Source organism: Commensalibacter communis (assembly GCF_947179105.1).
GTDB classification, from domain to species: domain Bacteria; phylum Pseudomonadota; class Alphaproteobacteria; order Acetobacterales; family Acetobacteraceae; genus Commensalibacter; species Commensalibacter communis.
The window spans coordinates 22,664-43,571 of record NZ_CAMXCK010000001.1; the positions used below are offsets into that span (position 1 = coordinate 22,664).

The window sequence follows — 20,908 nt, forward strand, 5'->3', positions numbered from 1 at the left end:
TGTGGATAAGGCATAGAGAATTAATTTTATTGGAGAAAATAGAGTATTATGGAAATCCGTAACATTGCCATTATTGCACACGTTGACCATGGCAAGACAACATTAGTTGATCAATTACTACAACAATCTGGAACATTCCGTGAAAATCAACATGTTGTTGAACGCGCGATGGATAGTAATGATTTGGAACGTGAACGTGGTATTACAATTTTGGCAAAATGTACATCAGTTGTTTGGAATGATGTAAGGATTAATATTATTGATACCCCAGGCCATGCTGATTTTGGTGGTGAAGTTGAACGTATCTTATCAATGGTGGATGGTGCTGTTGTGTTGGTTGATGCTGCTGAGGGTGCATTACCACAAACAAAATTCGTTGTTGCTAAAGCATTAAAACGTGGATTACGCCCGATTGTTGTGGTGAATAAAGTGGATCGTTCTGATGCACGTGCAGATGAAGTGCATGATGAAGTGTTCGATTTATTTGCAGCTCAAGGTGCGAATGACGAACAATTAGACTTCCCAATGCTTTACGCATCTGGTCGTCAAGGTTGGGCTGATTATGTTGTTGATGGTCACAAAGAAGACTTAAGTTCTTTGTTTGATTTGATCGTAAAGCATGTTCCTTCACCAAATGTTAATAAAGATGCACCTTTTGCGATGGTTGCTAGTATCTTAGAAGCTGATAACTTCTTGGGTCGTATTTTAACAGGTCGTGTTGAACAAGGGATGGCCAAAGTTAATATGCCTGTTCGTGTATTGCGTGTGGACGGGACGATTGTTGAAACAGGTCGTATCAGTAAATTATTAGCATTCCGTGGTTTGGAACGCGTTCCTGTGGATGAAGTTCAAGCTGGGGATATTGTTGCGATTGCTGGCCTTTCTGATGCAACGGTTTCTGAAACCATTGCTTCTCCTGAAGTGACAGAAGCATTACACGCAGACCCAATTGATCCGCCAACATTGTCTATGACCTTCCGTATTAACGATGGTCCTTTGGGTGGTCGTGAAGGTAAAAAAGTAACATCACGTCAGATTCGTGAACGCTTATTCCGTGAAGTCGAAAGCAATGTTGCGATTAAAGTAACCGACAGTAATGAAACGGATGCTTTTGAAGTTGCAGGACGTGGAGAGCTTCAATTAGGTGTGTTAATTGAAACCATGCGCCGTGAAGGATTTGAGTTAACGATTGGTCGTCCAAAAGTATTAACACGCATCAACGAAGAAACAGGTGAAAAAGAAGAACCATACGAAGAAGTATTGGTCGATGTTGATGAGCCTTATTCAGGTGTTGTGGTTGAAAAATTATCAGTACGTAAAGGGGTTATGCAAGATATGAACCCTTCTGGTGGTGGTAAAGTTCGATTGACTTTTGCGATTCCATCTCGTGGGCTAATTGGGTATCACAATGAGTTCTTAACAGATACTCGTGGTACTGGGATTATGAACCGCCTATTTTCAGGCTATGGCCCATGGGCTGGCGCAATTCCAGGTCGTCGTAATGGATCATTGATTTCTGCAGAAGATGGTGTAGCCGTTCAATATTCTTTATTCTCTTTACAAGATCGTGGAACTTTGTTCGTCAGTAATGGTGAAAAAGTTTATGTTGGGATGATTCTTGGGGAACATTCCCGTGAAAATGACTTGGACGTAAATCCAGTTAGAGAAAAGAAGTTAACCAATATTCGTGCTGCTGGTAAAGATGAAGCGTTATTATTGGTTCCACCTCGTAAAATGTCTTTAGAACAAGCAATTGCGTATATTGAAGATGATGAGTTGGTTGAAGTGACTCCATCAGCGGTTCGTATTCGTAAACTTTATCTTAATCCTCATGACCGTAAAAAGAATTCTCGTCAAAAAGCTGGCTAATTCTTGTAACTAAATGTAAAAAAGCCACCTTAATTCATTTTAAGGTGGCTTTTTTTGTAACAAATTGTATTATGATAAGCATATGCTTTTAAAGTATTTTTTATAAATATGACTTAAATATGCCAATTGTGATTAAAAAAACATGGCAGATATAAAGAAATAAGACCTAAATATGGTCTAATTGTAATAAATTGTAACAGAATTAAAATTTTAAAATAAGACACGTTAAAAACATTATGTTAGCTTTTATTCATGTCGAAACAACACGGTTTTCGATCCCGTTTTTTAAACTTGGTGATATAAAATGAAATTATTTTCTCGTCTTTCAGCAGTTCTTTCAACTGTAGCAGTATTAGGTTTCGCAGCTCCTGCATTCGCTCAAGAAGCAGCTCCTGCTCCAGCTCCTGCTGTACAAGCAGCTCCTGCTCCAGCAGCAGCTCCTGGTGCACCTGTTGCTCCAGAAGGTAAAGGTCCTGCTCATCATGGTAAAAAACATGATGGTAAAAAACATGCTGGTAAAAAAGGTCATCATGGTAAAAAAGGCCACCATGGCAAAAAAGCTGCAGCTCCAGAAGCAGGTGCAGAAGCTCCAGCAGCAGAATAATCCTAGCTTCTCCTAGGTAGTTTTCAGAAAAAGGGATAGTGATTTCACTATCCCTTTTTTGTTATGATAAAATAATTAAAGTTTTTTAATACTAATGCAAAATTTTACTTGCTGTTTGATAACAGAAACATTGAATGATGTCGTTGTGACAGGGTTCATTAATGCGAATAATAAAAATCAATCAATTTTTCACCCTCTGTATGACAGACTATTTTTTATTTTTGATCAATTTATTTATCAGATTTATCTAGATGATGGGGGTTTTATTCAAGCCAATATTATCGATAAAATTAATCTGTGGTTTGATATTGATGATGATGATCAATTCTTACAAATGTCTATTTATTCTCAGATGTTTAAGACAGAACAAGAAATTAAGGTATTAAAGGCTAACTATCAACACACATCGCTTTCGTCATTATTTATTACCTATATTGAAGGTGATATTGAAAGAGATATTGTATTAGATCCTCGTCATTTCTTTGGATTTACTTTTTACTAGAATAATAAATCACGTGTAAATACGATGATATCGATTCCCCAAAGACGTTAATATTTCGTATCCAATGGTATCTGCCTGTTGAGCAAGCGTATCAATAGAGCAATGATCACCGATTATTTCAATTTTATCGCCCACTTGTATAGCAACTTTTGGCAAATTTGTAATATCTAGGCATAAAGAATCCATTGAAATACGCCCTAGTAAGGCAAGTGGAGTATCGGGAAATTTTGGGCTGATTGCTGATATTTTATTACTGAAGGCTCGAAAAAAACCATCAGCATATCCAATAGAGATTAATGCCAATCTCATATCTTTGGTTGCTGTAAAGCTTGCACCATACCCAATAAAAGCCCCTTTTGAAATATGGCGTGTTTGAATGATTTTTCCTTGTAGAGAAATAACATTTTTCATAGGATTCGGCTGGCTTGGTGTTGGATTTCCGCCATACAGCGCAACGCCTGGTCTTACGATATCGAAATGCCAGTCATTCCCTAGAAAAATACCACTGGATGCAGCAAGGCTGGAACGACAATTGGGGATTAATTGTTTTAAAATATGAAACTGTTCGAGTTGATGTTGGTTTGCTATATGATTAGGTATATCAGCGCAGGCTAAATGGCTCATTACTAATGCAGGTTGAAACACATTCCAATCTATATGTTGCAATTCATGAATTTCATCTTGCCCGATTCCAAATCTGGACATGCCAGTATCAAATTGTAAACCCGCAGCATAAGATGTTTGATGGTCTTTACATAAGGACGACCATCTTTGTAACTGATGAATATCATTCAAGATGGGGATGAGATAATGCTTTAGAAAAATGGATTCTGTGCCATGAGGCACACCATGCAAGACATAAAGAAGGTATTCTTTTCCTAAGATATTTCTTAAAGCGATTCCTTCATCAAGATGTGCAACAAAAAACTCTTTGCATCCAGCTTTGGCTAGAGCTTTGGCAACAGGAACCATACCCAACCCATAGGCATTGGCTTTTACAACTGCTCCACATTGTGCAGGAGCCACTTTCTTTTGCAAAGAATGATAATTCTGCACAATAGCAGAAAGATCAACATAGAGTTCGCCCCCTGCATGTTGCGTAAACAAAGTGGGATCAATAAAAGGATATGGTTGTGACATATACAAAGCCCTAAAGAATGCAGTTTACTGAGGGATTCCTTGAGTTGTGGAATGTTCAAAATGCAACGCCAAATCTGGATAAACAACGCTATAGACATCATGTGCAGCCATGGCAGCTTCACTGAACCCTTGTAAGATCAGTTTCAATTTCCCAGGATATTGCGCAATATCACCAATAGCATAAATGCCTTCTTGACTCGTTTGTAAGGTGGTTTGATTTACAGGAATGCGTCCTTGACTAATTTCAAAGCCCCAATCTTTCAAAGCCCCAAGGTCGGTTGTTAAGCCAAAAAAAGCTAATAAATGATCTGCTTTTAAACTTTTAATCTCTCCGTCTAGAGAAATCACATCAATTTCATTTAAACATCCTTGTTCACCACGTAGCGCGTGGAGCTGATAAGGAACCAATTTATTGATTTTTTGTTCGTTAATCGCTTGTTCTAACCGACAAAGACTTTCTGGTGCAGCGCGAAAACGATCGCGGCGATGGATTAAGGAAATAGAATTGGCTTTGTCTTTTAATGCCAAAGCCCAATCAACTGCGGAATCCCCACCGCCAGCAATGACGATATCTTTGCCAATGAATTGGTCACTATATCGAACATAATAGTGAATATTTCCTGCTTTTTCAAATTGCTCAATATTGTCCAAAGGGGGACGATTGGGACCAAAAGAGCCTGCGCCAGCAGCAATAATGATGGCTTTGGCATGGATTTCATCGCCTTTCTGAGTAATGAGGGTAAAATTGCCTTTTTCACCTTTTAAAGTAGTAACTGTTTTGGAAAGTAAGCGAGGAACAGAAAAAGGTTCAATTTGTTTTTCAAGAGAATCAATTAAAGATTGTGCAGTAATAGCAGGATGCGCAGGGATGTCGTAAATGGGTTTTTCTGGATATAAAGCTGAACATTGTCCCCCTACATGTTCCAACGTATCAATCAGAACACAGGTCATTTTTAGCATGCTGCACTCAAATGCAGCAAATAATCCTGTAGGACCTGCGCCGATAATGGCAACATCAGTAGAGATGGATGATTTTGTCATAGCTTTTGACCTTTAATGATTCATCATAAGAATGGTTAATGATTTTGTATCTATAAATATAAACGCAATATACTGTAGAATAATGGTTTTATAAATAACTTCCCTTTGTAATATAATATGTATAACACCATTTTATAAAGAATAAGCAACTCTATATGCTTTAAGACAAAGAAAATTGATCGTATGAGATTGACGTAAGCGGTTGGGCAAAGGGATTAAAAAGATGGATGAATTACTCTATGCATTGCCAAATTTAAAGGCAACAGAGGCATTAGCACAAAAAATTGCTCAGCAAATCAGAAAGCAAGATTCTATCTTATTATTCGGCCCATTAGGCGTAGGGAAGACATCTTTAGCTCGTGCATTATTAAGAGCTGTTTGTAAAGACCCAGAGATGGAAGTTCCCAGTCCTTCTTTTACGTTAGTACAACAATATGACACATCTGGCTTTTCTTTGTATCATTATGACCTATGGCGTTTGCAAGATGAAGAAGAGTTAATAGAGCTGGATTGGGATGACGCCAGAGAAGAGGTAACACTGGTTGAATGGCCAGAACGATTAGGCAGTTTATTACCAGAAGATAGTTTACAAATTCATCTTTCCATTCAATCAGAAACCATGCGACAAGCAAAGTTAATCGGCTGGAAAGATCGTCTGTTTTTACTGTCATAACAGGTTAAATATTTTAGACTTTGATAAAATAGGAACAAATAGCGGCATGAATTTAATCTCTATCCCGTTTAATATGCCTTTTTTAGAAATCTTGGCAAAACGATGGATCCATGAAGCACAAAATCAGCCTGATATGATTCGTCAAGGCATGATCCTTGTTCCAAATCAAAGAACGGTCAAGGCACTCATTGATACATTTTTAAGAATTACCGAAGGGAAACCGATTTTATTGCCTCGGATTATGTCGATTGGGGCCATTGATGAATCGGCATTGATCTTAAAAGGCGACCATGCGTTTGCATTGCCTCCAGCGGTTGATCCTATTTTACGCACTTCTGTTTTAACCAAGCTAATTATGAAAATGGACCAGTCTTTGGAACATAAAGAACAAGCTGGGGAAATATGGAAACTAGCATGCTCTTTGGCAGAATTAATGGATGAAGCAGAATGGGCGGATTGTTCTTTAAAGGATGCTCTACCGAAAGCTGTCGAAGGGGAATATGCACAACATTGGCAAAATATTCTGCAATTCCTCAGTATAATTACAGAGATTTGGCCACAATGGTTGCTTGATAATCAAGTGATGAACCCGATTGCCAGAAAAGCAGCATTATTACGTATACAAGCTAAACATTGGCAAGAACATGGCGCATCAGCTTCAATATGGGCAATTGGGTTTATTGACGCACGTCCAGCGGTGGTGGCGTTGCTTTCTTCAATTATGAATTTGCTCAATGGGAAGTTGATTGTCACTGGAATACAAGAAGATCTACCTGAAGAGGTGTGGAATAATTTAGCATTAACGCACCCTTATGCGGAAATGGCGAAGATGTTTATTGCGTTGGGGGTTAAACGATCTGATCTTCAATACTGGCAAGAAGATACGCTTTTGGTTCCTAATGAACGGGTTGAGGCATTTCAACAAACTCTATTGCCTGCCGAGTTATTGGATCAGTGGTTGATAGGGCAACATTCAATTACGTTGCCAAATTGTTATTTGTCTGAACCCACCGATCAACAACAAGAGGCGGTTTCAATTGCATTGATGATAAGGGATGCTTTGGAGCAACCTGAAAAAAGAGTGGCTTTGGTAACGCCAGACCGTAACTTAGCAATGCGTGTTGCGTTAGAGCTGGGGCGGTGGGGAATCGTCGCGGATGATAGTGCGGGGGAGCCTTTATACAAAACACCAGCGGCTATTTTGCTCAGCCTTGTGGTGCGAGCCTGTATTGAGAAATTCACCCCTGTTTCTTTACTTGCGTTGTTAAAACATCCTTTTGTGTGTTGTGGATATTCTCAAAAAACTTGTCGTGAATACACCCGCTTACTTGAGATCAATATTTTGCGACAATTTGCAGCAACAGGTTTGGAAACGATCGGTCATGCAACACGCCAAAGAATATCAGAATTACAATTAACGCATCCAGAGCATTTGGGTGAACAATCTTTGCAATTTATATCCCATGCCTATGAGGTTTTGAACCTTATTCATTTGCTTGAAAAATTTATGGCACCCTTAATAGAAGGCGATTATAAACGCCCGTTGGATCAATGGGCGATTGCATTGGTCGAAGTGGTTGAATCATTAACGTCTAATAGTGAACAAGCAGGCGAAGACTTATTGTGGACAGCCGAAGAAGGCAATGCTTTGGCTGAGCATTTAAGAAATCTAATCGCTGAAGCACAAATCTTAACGGAAATTACCCTACAAGAATTTGAAGGAATTCTAAACGCTTCTTATACAGGGATGATCGTGCATACACGTCGAGTTTTGCGAGGGCGAAAAGATAAAGAATTACATCCCAGAGTCTATATTTGGGGATTGATTGAAGCGCGCTTGCAAGTTGTGGATATGGTTATTTTAGGTGGGTTGTCCGAGGGCGTATGGCCACCAACGATTGATTCTGGCCCTTGGATCAGCAGACCGATGCGTAGTAAGATTGGAATTCCGTTACCAGATGCCGAGGTCGGACGTTCGGCTTACGATTTTATGTTAATTTGTTGCTCTGTTCCTGAAATTGTTTTGTCTGTGCCTTTGCAAAGGGATAATGCTCCTGTTGTACCATCGCGATGGATTACCCGATTAAAGGCGTGGTTAAAAGGGAGACAAAGTTTTATTGCTGAGCATCCAGCTTTAGGTTGGGCAAAATTATTGGATCAACCTAAAGGGGCTGCTCAACCTATTTCAGCCCCAAAACCAACGCCACCTTTGAAATGGCGACCTAAAACGATTTCGATTACTGACGTGGAATATTGGTTAAAAGATCCTTACGAGATTTATGCAAAACGAATTTTAAAACTCAGAAAAATTGTAGGGCTTGAAGAAGATCGCTCTGCCAGTATTTTTGGGAACGTAGTTCATGAGGGCTTAAAAAAAGCTTATCAGCAAATCGGTTGGGATGAACAAATTGTCAAAGATAGCATGATTCAAGCGTTGGATGAACGGCGAGATATTATTCCTTCGATGCGGGAATGGTGGCGATCCAGAGTGCTAAAGATTGCAGACTGGGTGTATGAAGAAGAGCAAGCTAGGCGCAATGAAAAGAATTTTGGACGAGTTTATTCTGAAATATCCGGTTCGTATGATTTTTCCGAGGAAGCAGGAATATCCTTTACTTTACGTGGTATTGCCGATCGAATAGATTTTAATTACGATGGCACGATTGAAATCTTTGATTACAAAACAGGGCAAGCACCATCCATTACTAGTGTAAAAAATGGCTCTGCGCCCCAACTTCCTTTAGAGGCTGCGATGATCTATCGTGGTGCTTTTGGTCAAAATCTTGCAGGAAAAATCATTACTCAGCTTTATTATTGGAAGCTCAAAGGTGGCTTGGATAATGATGAGCAAGTAAAGATTGTTAAGAAATCTTCTGAAGTCACAATGGAGAATGAAGTTTATTTCTTATCTCAGCATTATTGGGACGCGTTGATCCGTTTGATTAAGCAATATAATGATCCGCAGCAGCCTTATTTGTCTCGTCCTCGTCCTTATTTGTTTGAAAAATCTGCAAGTGGTGGCATCCCAAGATTTGGCGATTACACCCATCTGGCCAGAGTGCTAGAGTGGAGCAGCATGGCAGGGGACGACTAATGCAGTTAGAATTCTTAATGAATACGCCTGTTGATGAAGCCAATGCCCAACAACGATTGGCATCGACACCAACAATTTCGGTCTTTGTGTCTGCTTCTGCGGGGAGTGGTAAAACCAAGTTATTAGTGGATCGTCTATTGCGGTTGATGTTGCCCAGAAAAGGGCGAGATGACACATTACAACCAGGCACACATCCTCAAAAAATTCAGTGTTTGACTTATTCCAAAGCTGCTGCTGCGGAAATGGCTATTCGATTGCAGCGCAAATTAAGTGAGTGGGTAGGATATTCAGAACAAGAGCTTAATCAAGCCTTACGTGACTTAGAAATTGAACCAGACGAAGCCATGCGTAAAGCGGCACGTGCTCTATTTGCTCAAGTGCTTGATTTGCCAGGGGGGATGCGGATTGAAACCAACCATGCTTTTTGTCAATCCATCTTGCAGCGTTTTCCATTAGAAGCCTCGATTAATCCTCAATTTAAAATTATAGAGGAAGGGGATAATATCCTTGCGTTTAAACGGGCATTTGATGAGAAAATACATCTGGCTTCTGAACAAGACATAGAATTATTAAGTCCGATTGTCAGTAGTCAGAATTTCTTGGAAATCTTACAAGAATTACAACAAAATCAACGTTTTTTGCCTCCTGTATTTCAACTGATTGAAGAAGGCAGTTTTTCTCTATATTTACGTCAATTATTACAAATTTCTTATTCAAGTAGAGAGGAATATTTACACGCTGTTTGTGAAGAATGGCGTGATGAAACAGAATTTAAATCATATTTGCAGCAAGCTCTTGAGGCAGATTCCAAGAGATTGAGAGACATAGCAGAATCTATCATGCAATGGCTTTCCTATCCCACAGATCAACGGATAGAGAATTGGGATTTTTTCACTAGTTGTTTTTTAACACAAAAAAACGAGCTGAAATCGATCAAAGGAAATAAATCGGATAATCCTGATATTGCGGCTTATTTTATAGAGCAAGGACAATATGTTCTGGATGTGATTGGTCGATTAAACATCTATATTGTGTATGAATATACATTGGCTTTAATGAATGTTTTCGCACCAATTTGGAAACGGTATCAAGAGATTAAACGAACCCAAGGTGCTTTATATTATAATGATTTAATCGCTTATACATTGACCTTGTTAGATGATCCTGGTTCTGCTTGGGTATTATATAAACTTGATGGTGGGTTGGATCATATCCTGTTAGATGAGGTACAAGATAACTCGGCGGAACAATGGAAAATTGCTGCGGATTTATCAACAGAGTTTTTCTCTGGTATGGGACGAGATGAGGATCAACCGCATCCCAGAACGGTTTTTGCTGTAGGTGACTATAAACAATCGATTTATTCTTTCCAAGGCGCAAAACCTCAAGAATTTTTAAGCTGGCAAAAAATATTCAAACGCACTGTGTTAGAGGCAGGACAATTATGGGAAGATCCTCAACTACGCGTCTCTTTCCGATCCAGTCAAATTATTCTGGATTTTGTAGATCACGTATTTGATCCTCAACAAGCGCTAAAAGGATTATCAGGTAATGGTTCAGAGAATCAATTTCCTGCACATCGTTCCGCTAGGACGGACTCGCCAGGTCGTGTCGATATTTGGCCATTAACGCGTATCGATGCGTTGGATAAAGAAACGGAAATGGAGTTATGGCAGCCCTTAAAAGAAAATCAAAAACATCAAAGTGCAGAGCTTATTCTCGCTGAAACCCTAGCTGATTGGATATCTAAACAAATAGGCAAGGTGCCTCCGTATGGAGGTAAGCCTATTCAGGCTGGGGATATTTTGATCTTGATTCGTAAGCGATCAGTGTTTTCAAAAGCATTGATCCGATCTTTGAAATCTAAAAATATCCCTTTGGCGAATTTGGTTAAAACGCAATTATTGGATCAGTTGGCGGTTCAAGATTTATTGGTTCTATGTGAGGTGTTATTGTTGCCTCAAGATGATCTGACGCTAGCTTGCGTATTAAAATCTCCTTTGGGTGGGCTAAGCGAAGAAAGTCTGATGGAACTTGCTGCACCAAGGAAAAATGGCCAAAGCCTGTGGGGGGCTTTATTTATCAGGCATAAGGAAAGACCCGATTGGACAGCAGTATGGAAGATGTTGTCCAGTCTATTCTTGCGCATTGATTACGTCACCCCTTACGCTTTGTTGGTGGAAATTTTAGGTGAACATCAAGGGCGCACGAAATTGCTTGCACGATTGGGTGGGGAAGCCATTGAGGCTATTGATGAACTACTCTCTCAGGCTCTGCAATATGAAACATTGCATACGCCTTCTTTGCAAGGGTTCCTCTATTGGTTAAAGCAATCTGAGCGGATGATTAAAAACGAAGCCGAATCCAGTGTTGATATGGTACGGATTATGACGGTGCATGGGGCCAAGGGTTTACAAGGACGTTTGGTGATTTTACCCGACACGATGAATGCAGCGTCAAAGCAAGGGGGCTTTCAATCAGATAAAGTATTAATTTGGAAAGATGACCCGTCTTTGGGGTTAACTGTCCCGCTATATATCCCTCAAAAGCAGTTCGATATTGTTGAAAGTCACTTGGATAAGGACGAGAAAAAGCAAAGTGATGAAGCAGAAAGTAATCGTTTGCTTTATGTGGCGTTAACCCGTGCCAGTGAATGGTTATTAATTTGTGGCTGGCAAAAGTCAACCAAAGAAGAAAAAGGGCTGGAAGAGTTGCCAGTTGGGAATTGGTATAAGCATAGCGTGACAGCTCTGCGACAGTTAAATGCACATTCACGAGATTTTTTTGGTGGGTGGGAAGGCGAGCATCTGTGGATTGAACAGAAAGGGCTTTCTTCTAAACAAGAAACTGCTTTAGATCAACAAATAACAAAATCAGTCCAACCAAAAATTATTTTGCCAGTATGGATGGGACAAGAAAATAATTGGGTCGCACAGCCATTAGCGTCTGAAAAGTTACCTGCGGCACATTTGGCACCGAGCCGTCCAGAAGGAATAGAAATGGGGGATATCCCCTCTGTGATCTCTCCTTTACAAACCAAAGCGAAAAGGGACCCTTTATATCGTGGGCGCTTGGTGCATCAGTTGTTACAATATTTACCAGATTGTCGCCAAGAAGAACGTGCTGACATTGCACATCATTGGTTAACACCGCTTGAAGAGCAATTTTCAGCCAAAGAAATTCACTATTTGGTCAAGCAAGTGTTGCGAATTATAGAGCATCCTGAGTTGCATTGTTTGTTTGATAAAGAAAGCTTAGTAGAGCAGCCTTTGGTTGGCACAGTTAATGGGGTTGTCGTCACGGGACAAATCGATCGAATGCGTATTTTATCCGATCAGATTCTATTATGTGATTTTAAATCTGGGCGAAAAATCCCTCAGCAACCAGATGAAACACCAGTAAACTACTTAAAACAGATGGCTGCTTATTGGTCGCTATTAAAATTATTATATCCTAAACATCGGATAAAACCGTTGATTGTATGGACTGATGCAGCGCGAATAATGTTTTTACCAGAGGAATTATTGATGAATTATATTCCAACTGTAAAAGATAATCTTTCTTGATTTCGAAATAGTCGTTATTATGTATAAATTAATCAATGATGACTTATTTTAATGATAAAGGAATTAAACATGGGTGAATTTACAAAAGCAGTCACAGATGCTTCATTTGAAACAGATGTCTTAAAATCTTCTAAACCAGTATTGGTTGATTTTTGGGCTGAATGGTGTGGCCCTTGTAAAATGGTTGCACCAGTTTTGGAAGAACTTGCTAAAGAAATGGGTGAGCAAGTAACTATTGCCAAAGTGAATGTGGAAGAAAGTCCAGATGCACCGACTAATTTTGGTGTACGCGGTATTCCAACAATGATTCTCTTTAAAGATGGGGTTCCAGTGGCAACAAAAGTAGGCGCGCTACCTAAAGAAAAATTAAAAGAATGGATTGAATCTGCTCTATAAGCTATTCATTCAATTAATGAACATTATCCCAAGTGATTGGGGTAATGTTATTTTCTTTTAAAATCTTAGGAAAATCTGGATGGCATAAAGCTTCCAGTTCTTTGGTAGGTTCATAATCTGGCATCAGATTTTGATATAATCCAGAGTGACTGATTGAGGGATGAAAAAAGATCTCTGAACGACCTTTAGGAAGATTGTGAAGTAATTTTGAGATCTTATCGAACTTCATATGCCCACACCAAGATAATCCAAAACACCAATCTAAATAACGCATATTTGCACGACGCAGCTGATATTTCAGGATGCTTGTCCAATATTGCACCAATAAATTTCCAATATTTTCTTTATAGGTGGTGTTGTCAATCGCCATTAATGTTTTTACTGGTTCGTGTGGCACACGAATATTTCGTACACCAAACTCTTTACTGATCTCTATCAGCATTTTCCCAACGCTGGGATGCAGATGCATATGTTTATGCACATCAATATGATCTAAAACAAGGCCAGTATCAATAAATGTCTGTATCTGGGCTCTGATTTCTTTGCGAAGTTGATGCTGTATTGGTTTTTTAAAGAAATAATCTATTCCCATTCGTAACTGATCCGAAGGGAATAGATTATTTGAATTAACAATTAAAGGAATTTCAGAATATGGCAGAACAGAAGGCCCCTCAATCACCACAAGATGTAATCCAACTTTCAAATTAGGCAATCTTTTTGCCCGTTGGATCGCATCTTCAGCGGCAGCCCCAGCAATCATCAGATTTGCTGTGCTTAAGATACCTTGACGATGTGCTTGCTCGATGGCCTCATTGACCTCGACTGATAATCCAAAATCATCAGCCGAGATTAAAACTTGTCTATTCACAAAAATCCCTTGGTCGTTTAACAGATTAAGAGTGTCTATCGCGTAAGAATTGGAAGAACTCAACACCTTCACGTAAACGGCGTTTCATCATTTGTGGGCTGGTAATCATTTCACCGACGATAGATGCAATTTTTGGCGCGCGGAAATAGAATTTTTTATAGAAGGTTTCAACGCTATCAAAAATTTCTGTGTGGGAAAGATGAGGATAATGCAAAGGTGCAATTTGAACACCATTTTCATCGATTAACTCGGCATGATCTTTATCTAGCCAACCATTTTCCATTGCTTGTTTATACAAGAATGTTCCAGGATAAGGAGCAGCCAAAGAAACTTGCATTGTATGAGGATTAATTTCAGTTGCAAATTTAATGGTTTCTTGAATGGTTTCTTTGGTTTCCCCAGGAAGACCCAAAATAAAGGTGCCGTGGATTTTAATGCCTAATTCATGACAGTTTTTGGTAAATTCACGAGCAACTTCAACACGCATCCCTTTTTTAATATTATGCAGGATTTGTTGATTACCGCTTTCATATCCAACCAACAATAGACGTAATCCATTGTCACGTAATACTTTTAAAGTGCTGCGAGGAACATTGGCTTTGGCATTACAAGACCATGTAACCCCTAATTTACCTAACTCTCTGGCAATAGCCTCTGCACGAGGAAGATCGTCGGTAAAGGTATCATCATCAAAGAAATATTCTTGAACTTGTGGGAAATATTGCTGTGCCAAACGAATTTCAGCAGCAACATGCTCTGGGCTACGAGTACGATATTTATGCCCCCCGACCGTTTGTGGCCACAAACAGAATGTGCAATGAGATTTACACCCACGACCTGTATATAAAGAAAGATAAGGGTGTTTTAGATATCCAATGAAATAATCTTCGATGCGAAGATCTCTTTTATAGACTTCTGTAACGAATGGTAATGAGTCCATATCTTCAATAATAGCACGGTCTTTATTATGAACGATTTGACCGTTTGCATCACGCCATGAAATCCCATCAATATTTTTGAAATCCATGCCTTCTGCAACGTCTTTGATGGTAAAATCAAATTCATTACGAGCAACAAAATCAATAACGTCACTTTTTTCAAGGCTTTCTTGAGGTTGTACAGCCACCTTTGCACCAACCATACCGATTTTCACAGATGGATTGGCATCTTTCAGCATTTTAGCCACTTTAACATCAGATGAAAAAGATGGGGTCGAAGTATGCATAATGACCAAGTCACGATTTTTAACGTCAGCTAAAATCGGTTCCATTCCCATTTTTGCAGGTGGTGCATCAATCAGACGACTATTAGGAATTAATGCAGCTGGTTGTGCCAACCAAGTTGGATACCAAAAAGATTTAATTTCACGCTTTGCTTGGTAACGAGAGCCTGCGCCACCATCAAAACCTTCAAAAGAGGGGGGTTGTAGAAATAGCGTTTTCATCATGATAGCAGTTATCCTTTGAGTGCTACTTTGCAGATTGGAAACAGGTAGCTTTGAATATAATTAATTGATTTGGTTATATATCATCATATGATGTTGTTTGGAACTCTGGATGTTTTTTTATTGTCATTTTTTGCCCACGCCATGTTACATTGGCACCAAAAAAACTGTTAAACATCACAAGGGCAGAGAACCAATCCCTGTAGGGAAGTAATGGTAAGATAGCAAGATGTGGATAGTCTAGTTTTTTATTAATAATAGAACAACATAATGCTTTGAACCCCCAACATACAAAAAAGAAAATCCAAGATACGGACGTGAGCGGGTTAAAAAGAATAGCCAGAGAAGCCCAAAATAGCGGGAGTTGCAGAAAAGAAAATGTAAATCCTACAGGTTCTAAAGTAAAGGTTGTACGATTCCAGCGTAATTCATGTTCATATAGCGAGAATAAGTCTTTTTCAACGATTGTTGTTTTGACAATATCAGATGAAAGTGCAATATCCAACGATCGTGCTTGGACTTTACGACCAATAACAGCATCATCAGCAACGTGATTGACCAGACTTTGAAAACCACCTATTTCATTTAATAAATCACGCTTGATCGTTATAGCAGCGCCCAGACAATCTTGACGTCCTAGATAGCGAGACAAAAGAACACCAGGCATAAAATTATAATTAATATGTGCACTGGCCATATGCTGCACGCGTGATTCAAAAGACGGTAACCCGCTATATAAAGAGGTTACCAAGCCAACATTTGGTTTTTGTAATTCTGTTACAACTTCTTTTAAATAGTTCTTACTGGGCGCATGGATATCTGAATCTGATATTAAAAAAATATCATGTTTTGCAATAGTAGACATGTTGATAAGGTTAGAAACCTTGCGGTTGCAACCGTGTATGTCCGAATTTACAACGATATCAATGTCTAAGTCAGGATAGTGTTCTTGTATTTTTTTAACAATAGGTAATGCACTATCTTTGGCATCATGTAATCCAAAGATGATTTGCAACTTTGGATAATCTTGCTCACAAAAACTTGCTAATGCTTCAAAAAGTAAGGGCTCTTTGCCAGATAAAGGTTTGAAAATAGTAACCGCAGGAAAATGATTAGAAGGAAGTTGATCATTTGTTTTATGGTTTTTTTTAAAATAACGAACCAATAAAGACCCAATACCTGCCTGAATACATCCTAACGCAGCACAACCCAATAACAACTTATTGGATTTAGAAAGTTTAATTGGGGAACAAGACATAGATTTCAAAAAAACTATTTTTGTGTATTAAATGATTTTGCTTTTTGAACAAGCATATCTACAAGGGCTTTGCTTCCACCTTTTGCTAAGGTAGAGCTAAAATCACCACGCTGAACAGCGGTTTGGCTTATATTACCATTTAATAATACGTCGACAATCCTCCATCCTTGGGGAGTATTATGTACGATATAATTAATTTGTGTTTTATCATTGCCAGAACCAACCGTCGTGCTAACAATTTGTTGGTTTCCCGTTGCACCTGCTTTTACATCAGGGGAAATTTTAAATTGTGCATCAGTGTCATTGGCAAAGCTAGAGAGATATCTTGCGACTGTGTATTTTTTAAATGCTTCTAAAACAACCGCTTTTTCTTGTGGAGTGAAAGAATTATAACGATACCCAACGGTTTTACTGATAATGGTTGGAAAATCATAGCTGCTATCCAAAGCTTGGTTTAATATTGCAGTATGTTGTGATAGTGAATTTTTCGCAGATTTTTGAATAGTGTTTAATGCTTGATATAATTTTACAACAGGTTCTTTGACGGCGTTCTGATTGGTGGTTGCCGACAAATTACCAGAAGGCTGCGCTTGTTGGGTTTGTGCTTGCGCTTGAATGACGGTTGTGCTCGCTAGAGTAAAACCACATAAAAAAAGAACATGTTGTAATTTCATTGCTATATTTACTTTATTCAAATGAAGGTTTTGTTAAAGACTATATTAGACTAAGATGAGTGATAATCAACCCTCAATTGCTTTTATGGCTGTTTTTACAATTGATTCGGCATCTAAACCTGCTTGGGCATATTGTGCTTCTTGAGAGTTATGATTGATGAAAAAATCTGGAATAACCATTGGTCTAAAACGAATATTGTCAAGTAATCCATTGCCTGCAAGATGTTCCATTACGAACGCTCCAAATCCACCACGTGAACCTTCTTCAATCGTGATTAAAACTTTGTGATTGCGGGCAATTTGATTAACTAAATCAGTATCTAATGGTTTTGCAAAGCGCGCATCAACAATCGTAGGTGAGTAACCTTTCTCTGTTAGTGTTTCAGCGGCTTTTAGACATTCGGTTAAACGTGCACCAAAGGAGAGAATGGCAATACCACCTTTTTCTTTTCCGGTTTGTTCACCCATTTCTTGAACAACGCGTCCTTTACCGATTTCGAGGATCTCGGCTTGTGTTGGAAGTGTCAACCCCAACCCCGGACCACGAGGAAATCTGAAGGCAATTGGACCTTCATCAAAAGCAGCGGCGGTTGCTGTCATATGCATTAATTCAACTTCGTTACTGGGTGCCATTAATACAATATCGGGCAAGCACCCAAGATAAGCAATATCATAGGTTCCAGCATGGGTGGCGCCATCAGCACCCACCAAACCTGCGCGATCAATTGCAAAACGAACGGGTAATTTTTGTAAAACCACATCATGCATGACTTGATCGTAGCCACGTTGTAAAAAAGATGAGTAAATTGCGCAGAATGGGCGAATACCCTCTGTTGCCATACCAGCGGCAAATGTTACCGCATGCTGTTCGGCAATGCCAACATCGAAATAACGATCTGGGAATTTTTGCTCAAATTTATCTAATCCTGTTCCCGTAGGCATAGCAGCAGTAATTGCGACAATTTGCTCATCTTTCTCGGCACATTTCAACAGTTCTTTGCTGAAAATAGACGTATAAGAAGGAGGGCCAGGAGGGGCTTTGGTTTGTTCGCCAGTGATGACATTGAATTTTGAAACCGCATGATATTTATCACCAGAACTTTCAGCAGGTTTATATCCGTGACCTTTTTCTGTGACAATATGTAACAAAATTGGTCCGATATGTTCAGCATCACGCAGATTCCGTAATACTGGAACCAATTGTTGCAGGTTATGACCATCAATTGGCCCTACATAATAAAAGCCTAGCTCTTCGAACAAAGTTCCACCCGTCATCATGGAACGGGCATATTCCTCGGCTCTTTTGGCTCTTTTTTCAATGCTTTCAGGTAATTTACTGGCCACTCGAGCAGCAAGATCACGTAATCCTAGGAAGTGACGAGATGATAGTAATTGAGACAGATAAACAGACATAGAGCCAACAGGCTGCGAAATCGACATTTCATTATCATTTAGGATAACAATCAATTTTTCCGCACCAGGCCCTGCAACAGCAGCATTATTCATAGCTTCATAAGCCATTCCTGCGGTGATTGATCCATCGCCGATAACGGCGATAACATTTCGTTCTATATAACTTGGGTCGTATTTTGCTTTGAAATAGTTCGCTACTGCAATGCCTAATCCTGCAGATATCGAAGTTGATGAGTGTGCCGCGCCGAACGGATCATAGACACTTTCTGAACGTTTGGTAAATCCTGATAATCCACCAGGTTGACGTAATGTGCGGATGAGATCCCTGCGGCCAGTCAAGATTTTATGCGGATAAGCTTGATGTCCAACGTCCCAAATCAAAGAGTCTCTTGGTGTATCAAAAACAGCGTGTAATGCAACGGTGAGCTCAACAACCCCCAAGGACGCCCCTAAATGTCCACCTGTTGTTGAAACAACATCGATGGTTTCAGCGCGTAATTCGCGTGCTACTTGTTCAAGTTGCTCTATGGATAGGTTATTAAGGTCAGCAGGATGGCGAATATGATCCAATAAAGGGAAACGCCCATAGGTAGGAATAGATTTAATGAAATTAGCCGATTCATTTCCTGAAAGATTATGTTGATTCTTAGGATTTTCGGGTTGTTCATCCATGTTTTATCTCATCCGTTTTGTTGCACAAGGATACAAATGAGCGGAACATTTGTATTTCATAAAGTTGCTTTTAACCTGTTTAATCGTAGATTGAAACTTCTAATTATACGAATCTTTATTCAATAAACAGTGTATTTAGACATTTTATGGAGTTTTTTTTAATCTGGCATTATAGTTTTGTGATAAAATTATCACGATAATAAGGCAAGAAAAAGATAATTTCACAAAAAAAATGCTATTTTGATGGAAATACATTATGTTGTGGTCTACATCAGGTATGAACGAGATGTGTTAATGAATTAATCTTGTTGAAATAATTTTTGTTGTTCAAAAGATCAAATTTACTCTTGTCGTATATTTTTATTTATCTTAAATAAATCTAAAATTTATTGTATTTTAAATACCGGTTTTCCGGTTTGGGAGCTGAAAAATGGCTGTTCCTCTGATGCAGGCGGTTCGAGTCGGCAGTTATGTTGTTAAACAACATCTACAAGGACGTAAAAAATATCCGCTGGTTTTGATGTTGGAACCACTATTACGGTGCAACCTTGCTTGTTCTGGTTGCGGAAAAATTGATTATCCTGCAGAAATTTTGAACCAAAGGCTAAGTGTCCAAGAATGTTTGGATGCAGATGCTGAATGTGGTGCACCTGTGGTGGCTGTGGCTGGGGGGGAACCCTTGCTGCACAAAGATATGCCCAAAATTATTCAGGGTTTAATTGCACGTAAACGTTATGTTTATTTATGTACCAATGGGTTATTACTTGAAAAGAAAATTGACGATTATAAGCCATCTCCCTTCTTTTCTTGGGACATCCACTTGGATGGCGACCAATTAATGCATGATGCTTCTGTTTGCCAAGATGGCGTATATGACAGAGCAATAACAGCGATTAAACTTGCTAAATCTAAAGGGTTCAGAGTTTCAATTAACTGTACATTATTTGATGGTGCAGATCCTCATCGTGTCGCAGCGTTTTTTGATGAAGTGATGGCTTTGGGTGTTGATGGGATTATGACGGCTCCTGGGTATGCGTATGAACGTGCACCAGATCAAGAACATTTCTTGAACCGTCAAAAAACCAAGCAATTATTCCGTGATCTTTTCCGCCTGGGTAAAGGGCATAAATGGCGCTTCACGCAGTCTCCTTTGTTCTTGAATTTCCTTGCTGGAAATGAACAATATCATTGTACTCCTTGGGGCAAACCTTTGAAAACAGTATTTGGATGGCAACGTCCTTGTTATTTGTTGGGTGAAGGATATGCATCTACTTATCAAGAGTTAATGGACGATACGAACTGGGATTTATATGGCACGGGTAATTATGCGAAATGTGCTGACTGTATGGTGCATTCTGGATATGAATCCACAGCTGTAAAAGATGCGATTCAACGTCCTTGGCACATTGCCCAGGTTGCGTTGATGGGACCAAAAACCGAAGGGCCAATGGCACCAGAGATCGATTTGTCCAGGCAACGTCCTGCTGAATATGCATATAATGAACAGGTTGAAGGTTTGATGAAGAAGATCAAATCTGAAGCACCAAGCACAAGTAAACGCACCACGACAATTCGTCGTGTAAAAACGGTAAAAAAAGAAGAAGTAAAAGAAAATTCTTAGGATTTTTTTATAACTTAAGTTTTTTTAAACGAGCTGTTCTTAACGAAGGCTCGTTTTTTTTATTATAGAATGA

15 protein-coding genes are annotated in these 20,908 nt (G+C 39.2%); 8 read left to right on the forward strand and 7 right to left on the reverse strand.

Annotated elements, in window-relative coordinates; translation table 11 throughout:
• Positions 1 to 48 precede the first annotated feature (48 nt).
• The 3 genes from typA to PQG52_RS00150 all read left to right on the forward strand — a co-directional run bounded on the left by typA (position 49) and on the right by PQG52_RS00150 (position 2,975).
• Positions 49 to 1,869 (forward strand): translational GTPase TypA, encoded by a 1,821-nt coding sequence (typA, locus tag PQG52_RS00140; protein ID WP_271827365.1) that lies wholly within the window; start codon positions 49 to 51, stop codon positions 1,867 to 1,869.
• Between the two features lie 304 nt (positions 1,870 to 2,173).
• Positions 2,174 to 2,473 (forward strand): hypothetical protein, encoded by a 300-nt coding sequence (locus tag PQG52_RS00145; protein ID WP_271827366.1) that lies wholly within the window; start codon positions 2,174 to 2,176, stop codon positions 2,471 to 2,473.
• 94 nt (positions 2,474 to 2,567) lie between these two features.
• Positions 2,568 to 2,975 (forward strand): hypothetical protein, encoded by a 408-nt coding sequence (locus tag PQG52_RS00150; protein WP_271827367.1) that lies wholly within the window; start codon positions 2,568 to 2,570, stop codon positions 2,973 to 2,975.
• Between the two features lie 9 nt (positions 2,976 to 2,984).
• Here PQG52_RS00150 and alr read toward each other — a convergent pair whose 3' ends face one another.
• The gene (gene alr, locus PQG52_RS00155) at positions 2,985 to 4,115 is read right to left on the reverse strand and encodes an alanine racemase (RefSeq protein ID WP_271827368.1); all 1,131 of its coding nucleotides are present in this window, start codon (positions 4,113 to 4,115) and stop codon (positions 2,985 to 2,987) included.
• Between the two features lie 24 nt (positions 4,116 to 4,139).
• Positions 4,140 to 5,156, reverse strand: a complete 1,017-nt coding sequence (locus tag PQG52_RS00160; RefSeq protein ID WP_271827369.1) for an NAD(P)/FAD-dependent oxidoreductase — start codon at positions 5,154 to 5,156, stop codon at positions 4,140 to 4,142.
• Between the two features lie 223 nt (positions 5,157 to 5,379).
• Between PQG52_RS00160 and tsaE the strand changes: the two genes are divergently transcribed.
• The 4 genes from tsaE (at position 5,380) to trxA (ending at position 12,885) form a co-directional block, all read left to right on the forward strand.
• A complete protein-coding gene (gene tsaE, locus PQG52_RS00165; RefSeq protein WP_271801093.1) occupies positions 5,380 to 5,829 on the forward strand; it encodes a tRNA (adenosine(37)-N6)-threonylcarbamoyltransferase complex ATPase subunit type 1 TsaE in 450 nt (149 codons plus the stop codon).
• 46 nt (positions 5,830 to 5,875) lie between these two features.
• The gene (gene addB / locus PQG52_RS00170; protein ID WP_271827370.1) at positions 5,876 to 8,923 is read left to right on the forward strand and encodes a double-strand break repair protein AddB; all 3,048 of its coding nucleotides are present in this window, start codon (positions 5,876 to 5,878) and stop codon (positions 8,921 to 8,923) included.
• Entirely contained in the window at positions 8,923 to 12,489 is a 3,567-nt protein-coding gene (gene addA, locus PQG52_RS00175) for a double-strand break repair helicase AddA (RefSeq protein WP_271827371.1), read from the forward strand. The genes addB and addA overlap by 1 nt, the downstream gene beginning before the upstream one ends.
• A gap of 69 nt (positions 12,490 to 12,558) precedes the next feature.
• Positions 12,559 to 12,885, forward strand: a complete 327-nt coding sequence (gene trxA / locus PQG52_RS00180) for a thioredoxin (protein WP_271789479.1) — start codon at positions 12,559 to 12,561, stop codon at positions 12,883 to 12,885.
• 13 nt (positions 12,886 to 12,898) lie between these two features.
• On the opposite strand, the gene hpnK is transcribed toward trxA, so the two are convergent.
• The 5 genes from hpnK to dxs form a co-directional block, all read right to left on the reverse strand.
• Entirely contained in the window at positions 12,899 to 13,753 is an 855-nt protein-coding gene (hpnK, locus tag PQG52_RS00185; RefSeq protein ID WP_271827372.1) for a hopanoid biosynthesis-associated protein HpnK, read from the reverse strand.
• Positions 13,754 to 13,778: 25 nt separating this feature from the next.
• On the reverse strand, positions 13,779 to 15,200 hold the full coding sequence (gene hpnJ, locus PQG52_RS00190; protein ID WP_271827373.1) for a hopanoid biosynthesis associated radical SAM protein HpnJ: 1,422 nt from the start codon (positions 15,198 to 15,200) through the stop codon (positions 13,779 to 13,781).
• Positions 15,201 to 15,273: 73 nt separating this feature from the next.
• On the reverse strand, positions 15,274 to 16,455 hold the full coding sequence (gene hpnI / locus PQG52_RS00195) for a bacteriohopanetetrol glucosamine biosynthesis glycosyltransferase HpnI (RefSeq protein ID WP_271827374.1): 1,182 nt from the start codon (positions 16,453 to 16,455) through the stop codon (positions 15,274 to 15,276).
• 14 nt (positions 16,456 to 16,469) lie between these two features.
• The gene (locus PQG52_RS00200; RefSeq protein WP_271827375.1) at positions 16,470 to 17,129 is read right to left on the reverse strand and encodes an MlaC/ttg2D family ABC transporter substrate-binding protein; all 660 of its coding nucleotides are present in this window, start codon (positions 17,127 to 17,129) and stop codon (positions 16,470 to 16,472) included.
• Between the two features lie 66 nt (positions 17,130 to 17,195).
• A complete protein-coding gene (gene dxs, locus PQG52_RS00205; RefSeq protein WP_271827376.1) occupies positions 17,196 to 19,214 on the reverse strand; it encodes a 1-deoxy-D-xylulose-5-phosphate synthase in 2,019 nt (672 codons plus the stop codon).
• A gap of 430 nt (positions 19,215 to 19,644) precedes the next feature.
• Here dxs and hpnH point away from each other — a divergent pair, with 430 nt between their 5' ends.
• A complete protein-coding gene (gene hpnH / locus PQG52_RS00210) occupies positions 19,645 to 20,835 on the forward strand; it encodes an adenosyl-hopene transferase HpnH (RefSeq protein WP_271827377.1) in 1,191 nt (396 codons plus the stop codon).
• Positions 20,836 to 20,908: the final 73 nt, after the last annotated feature.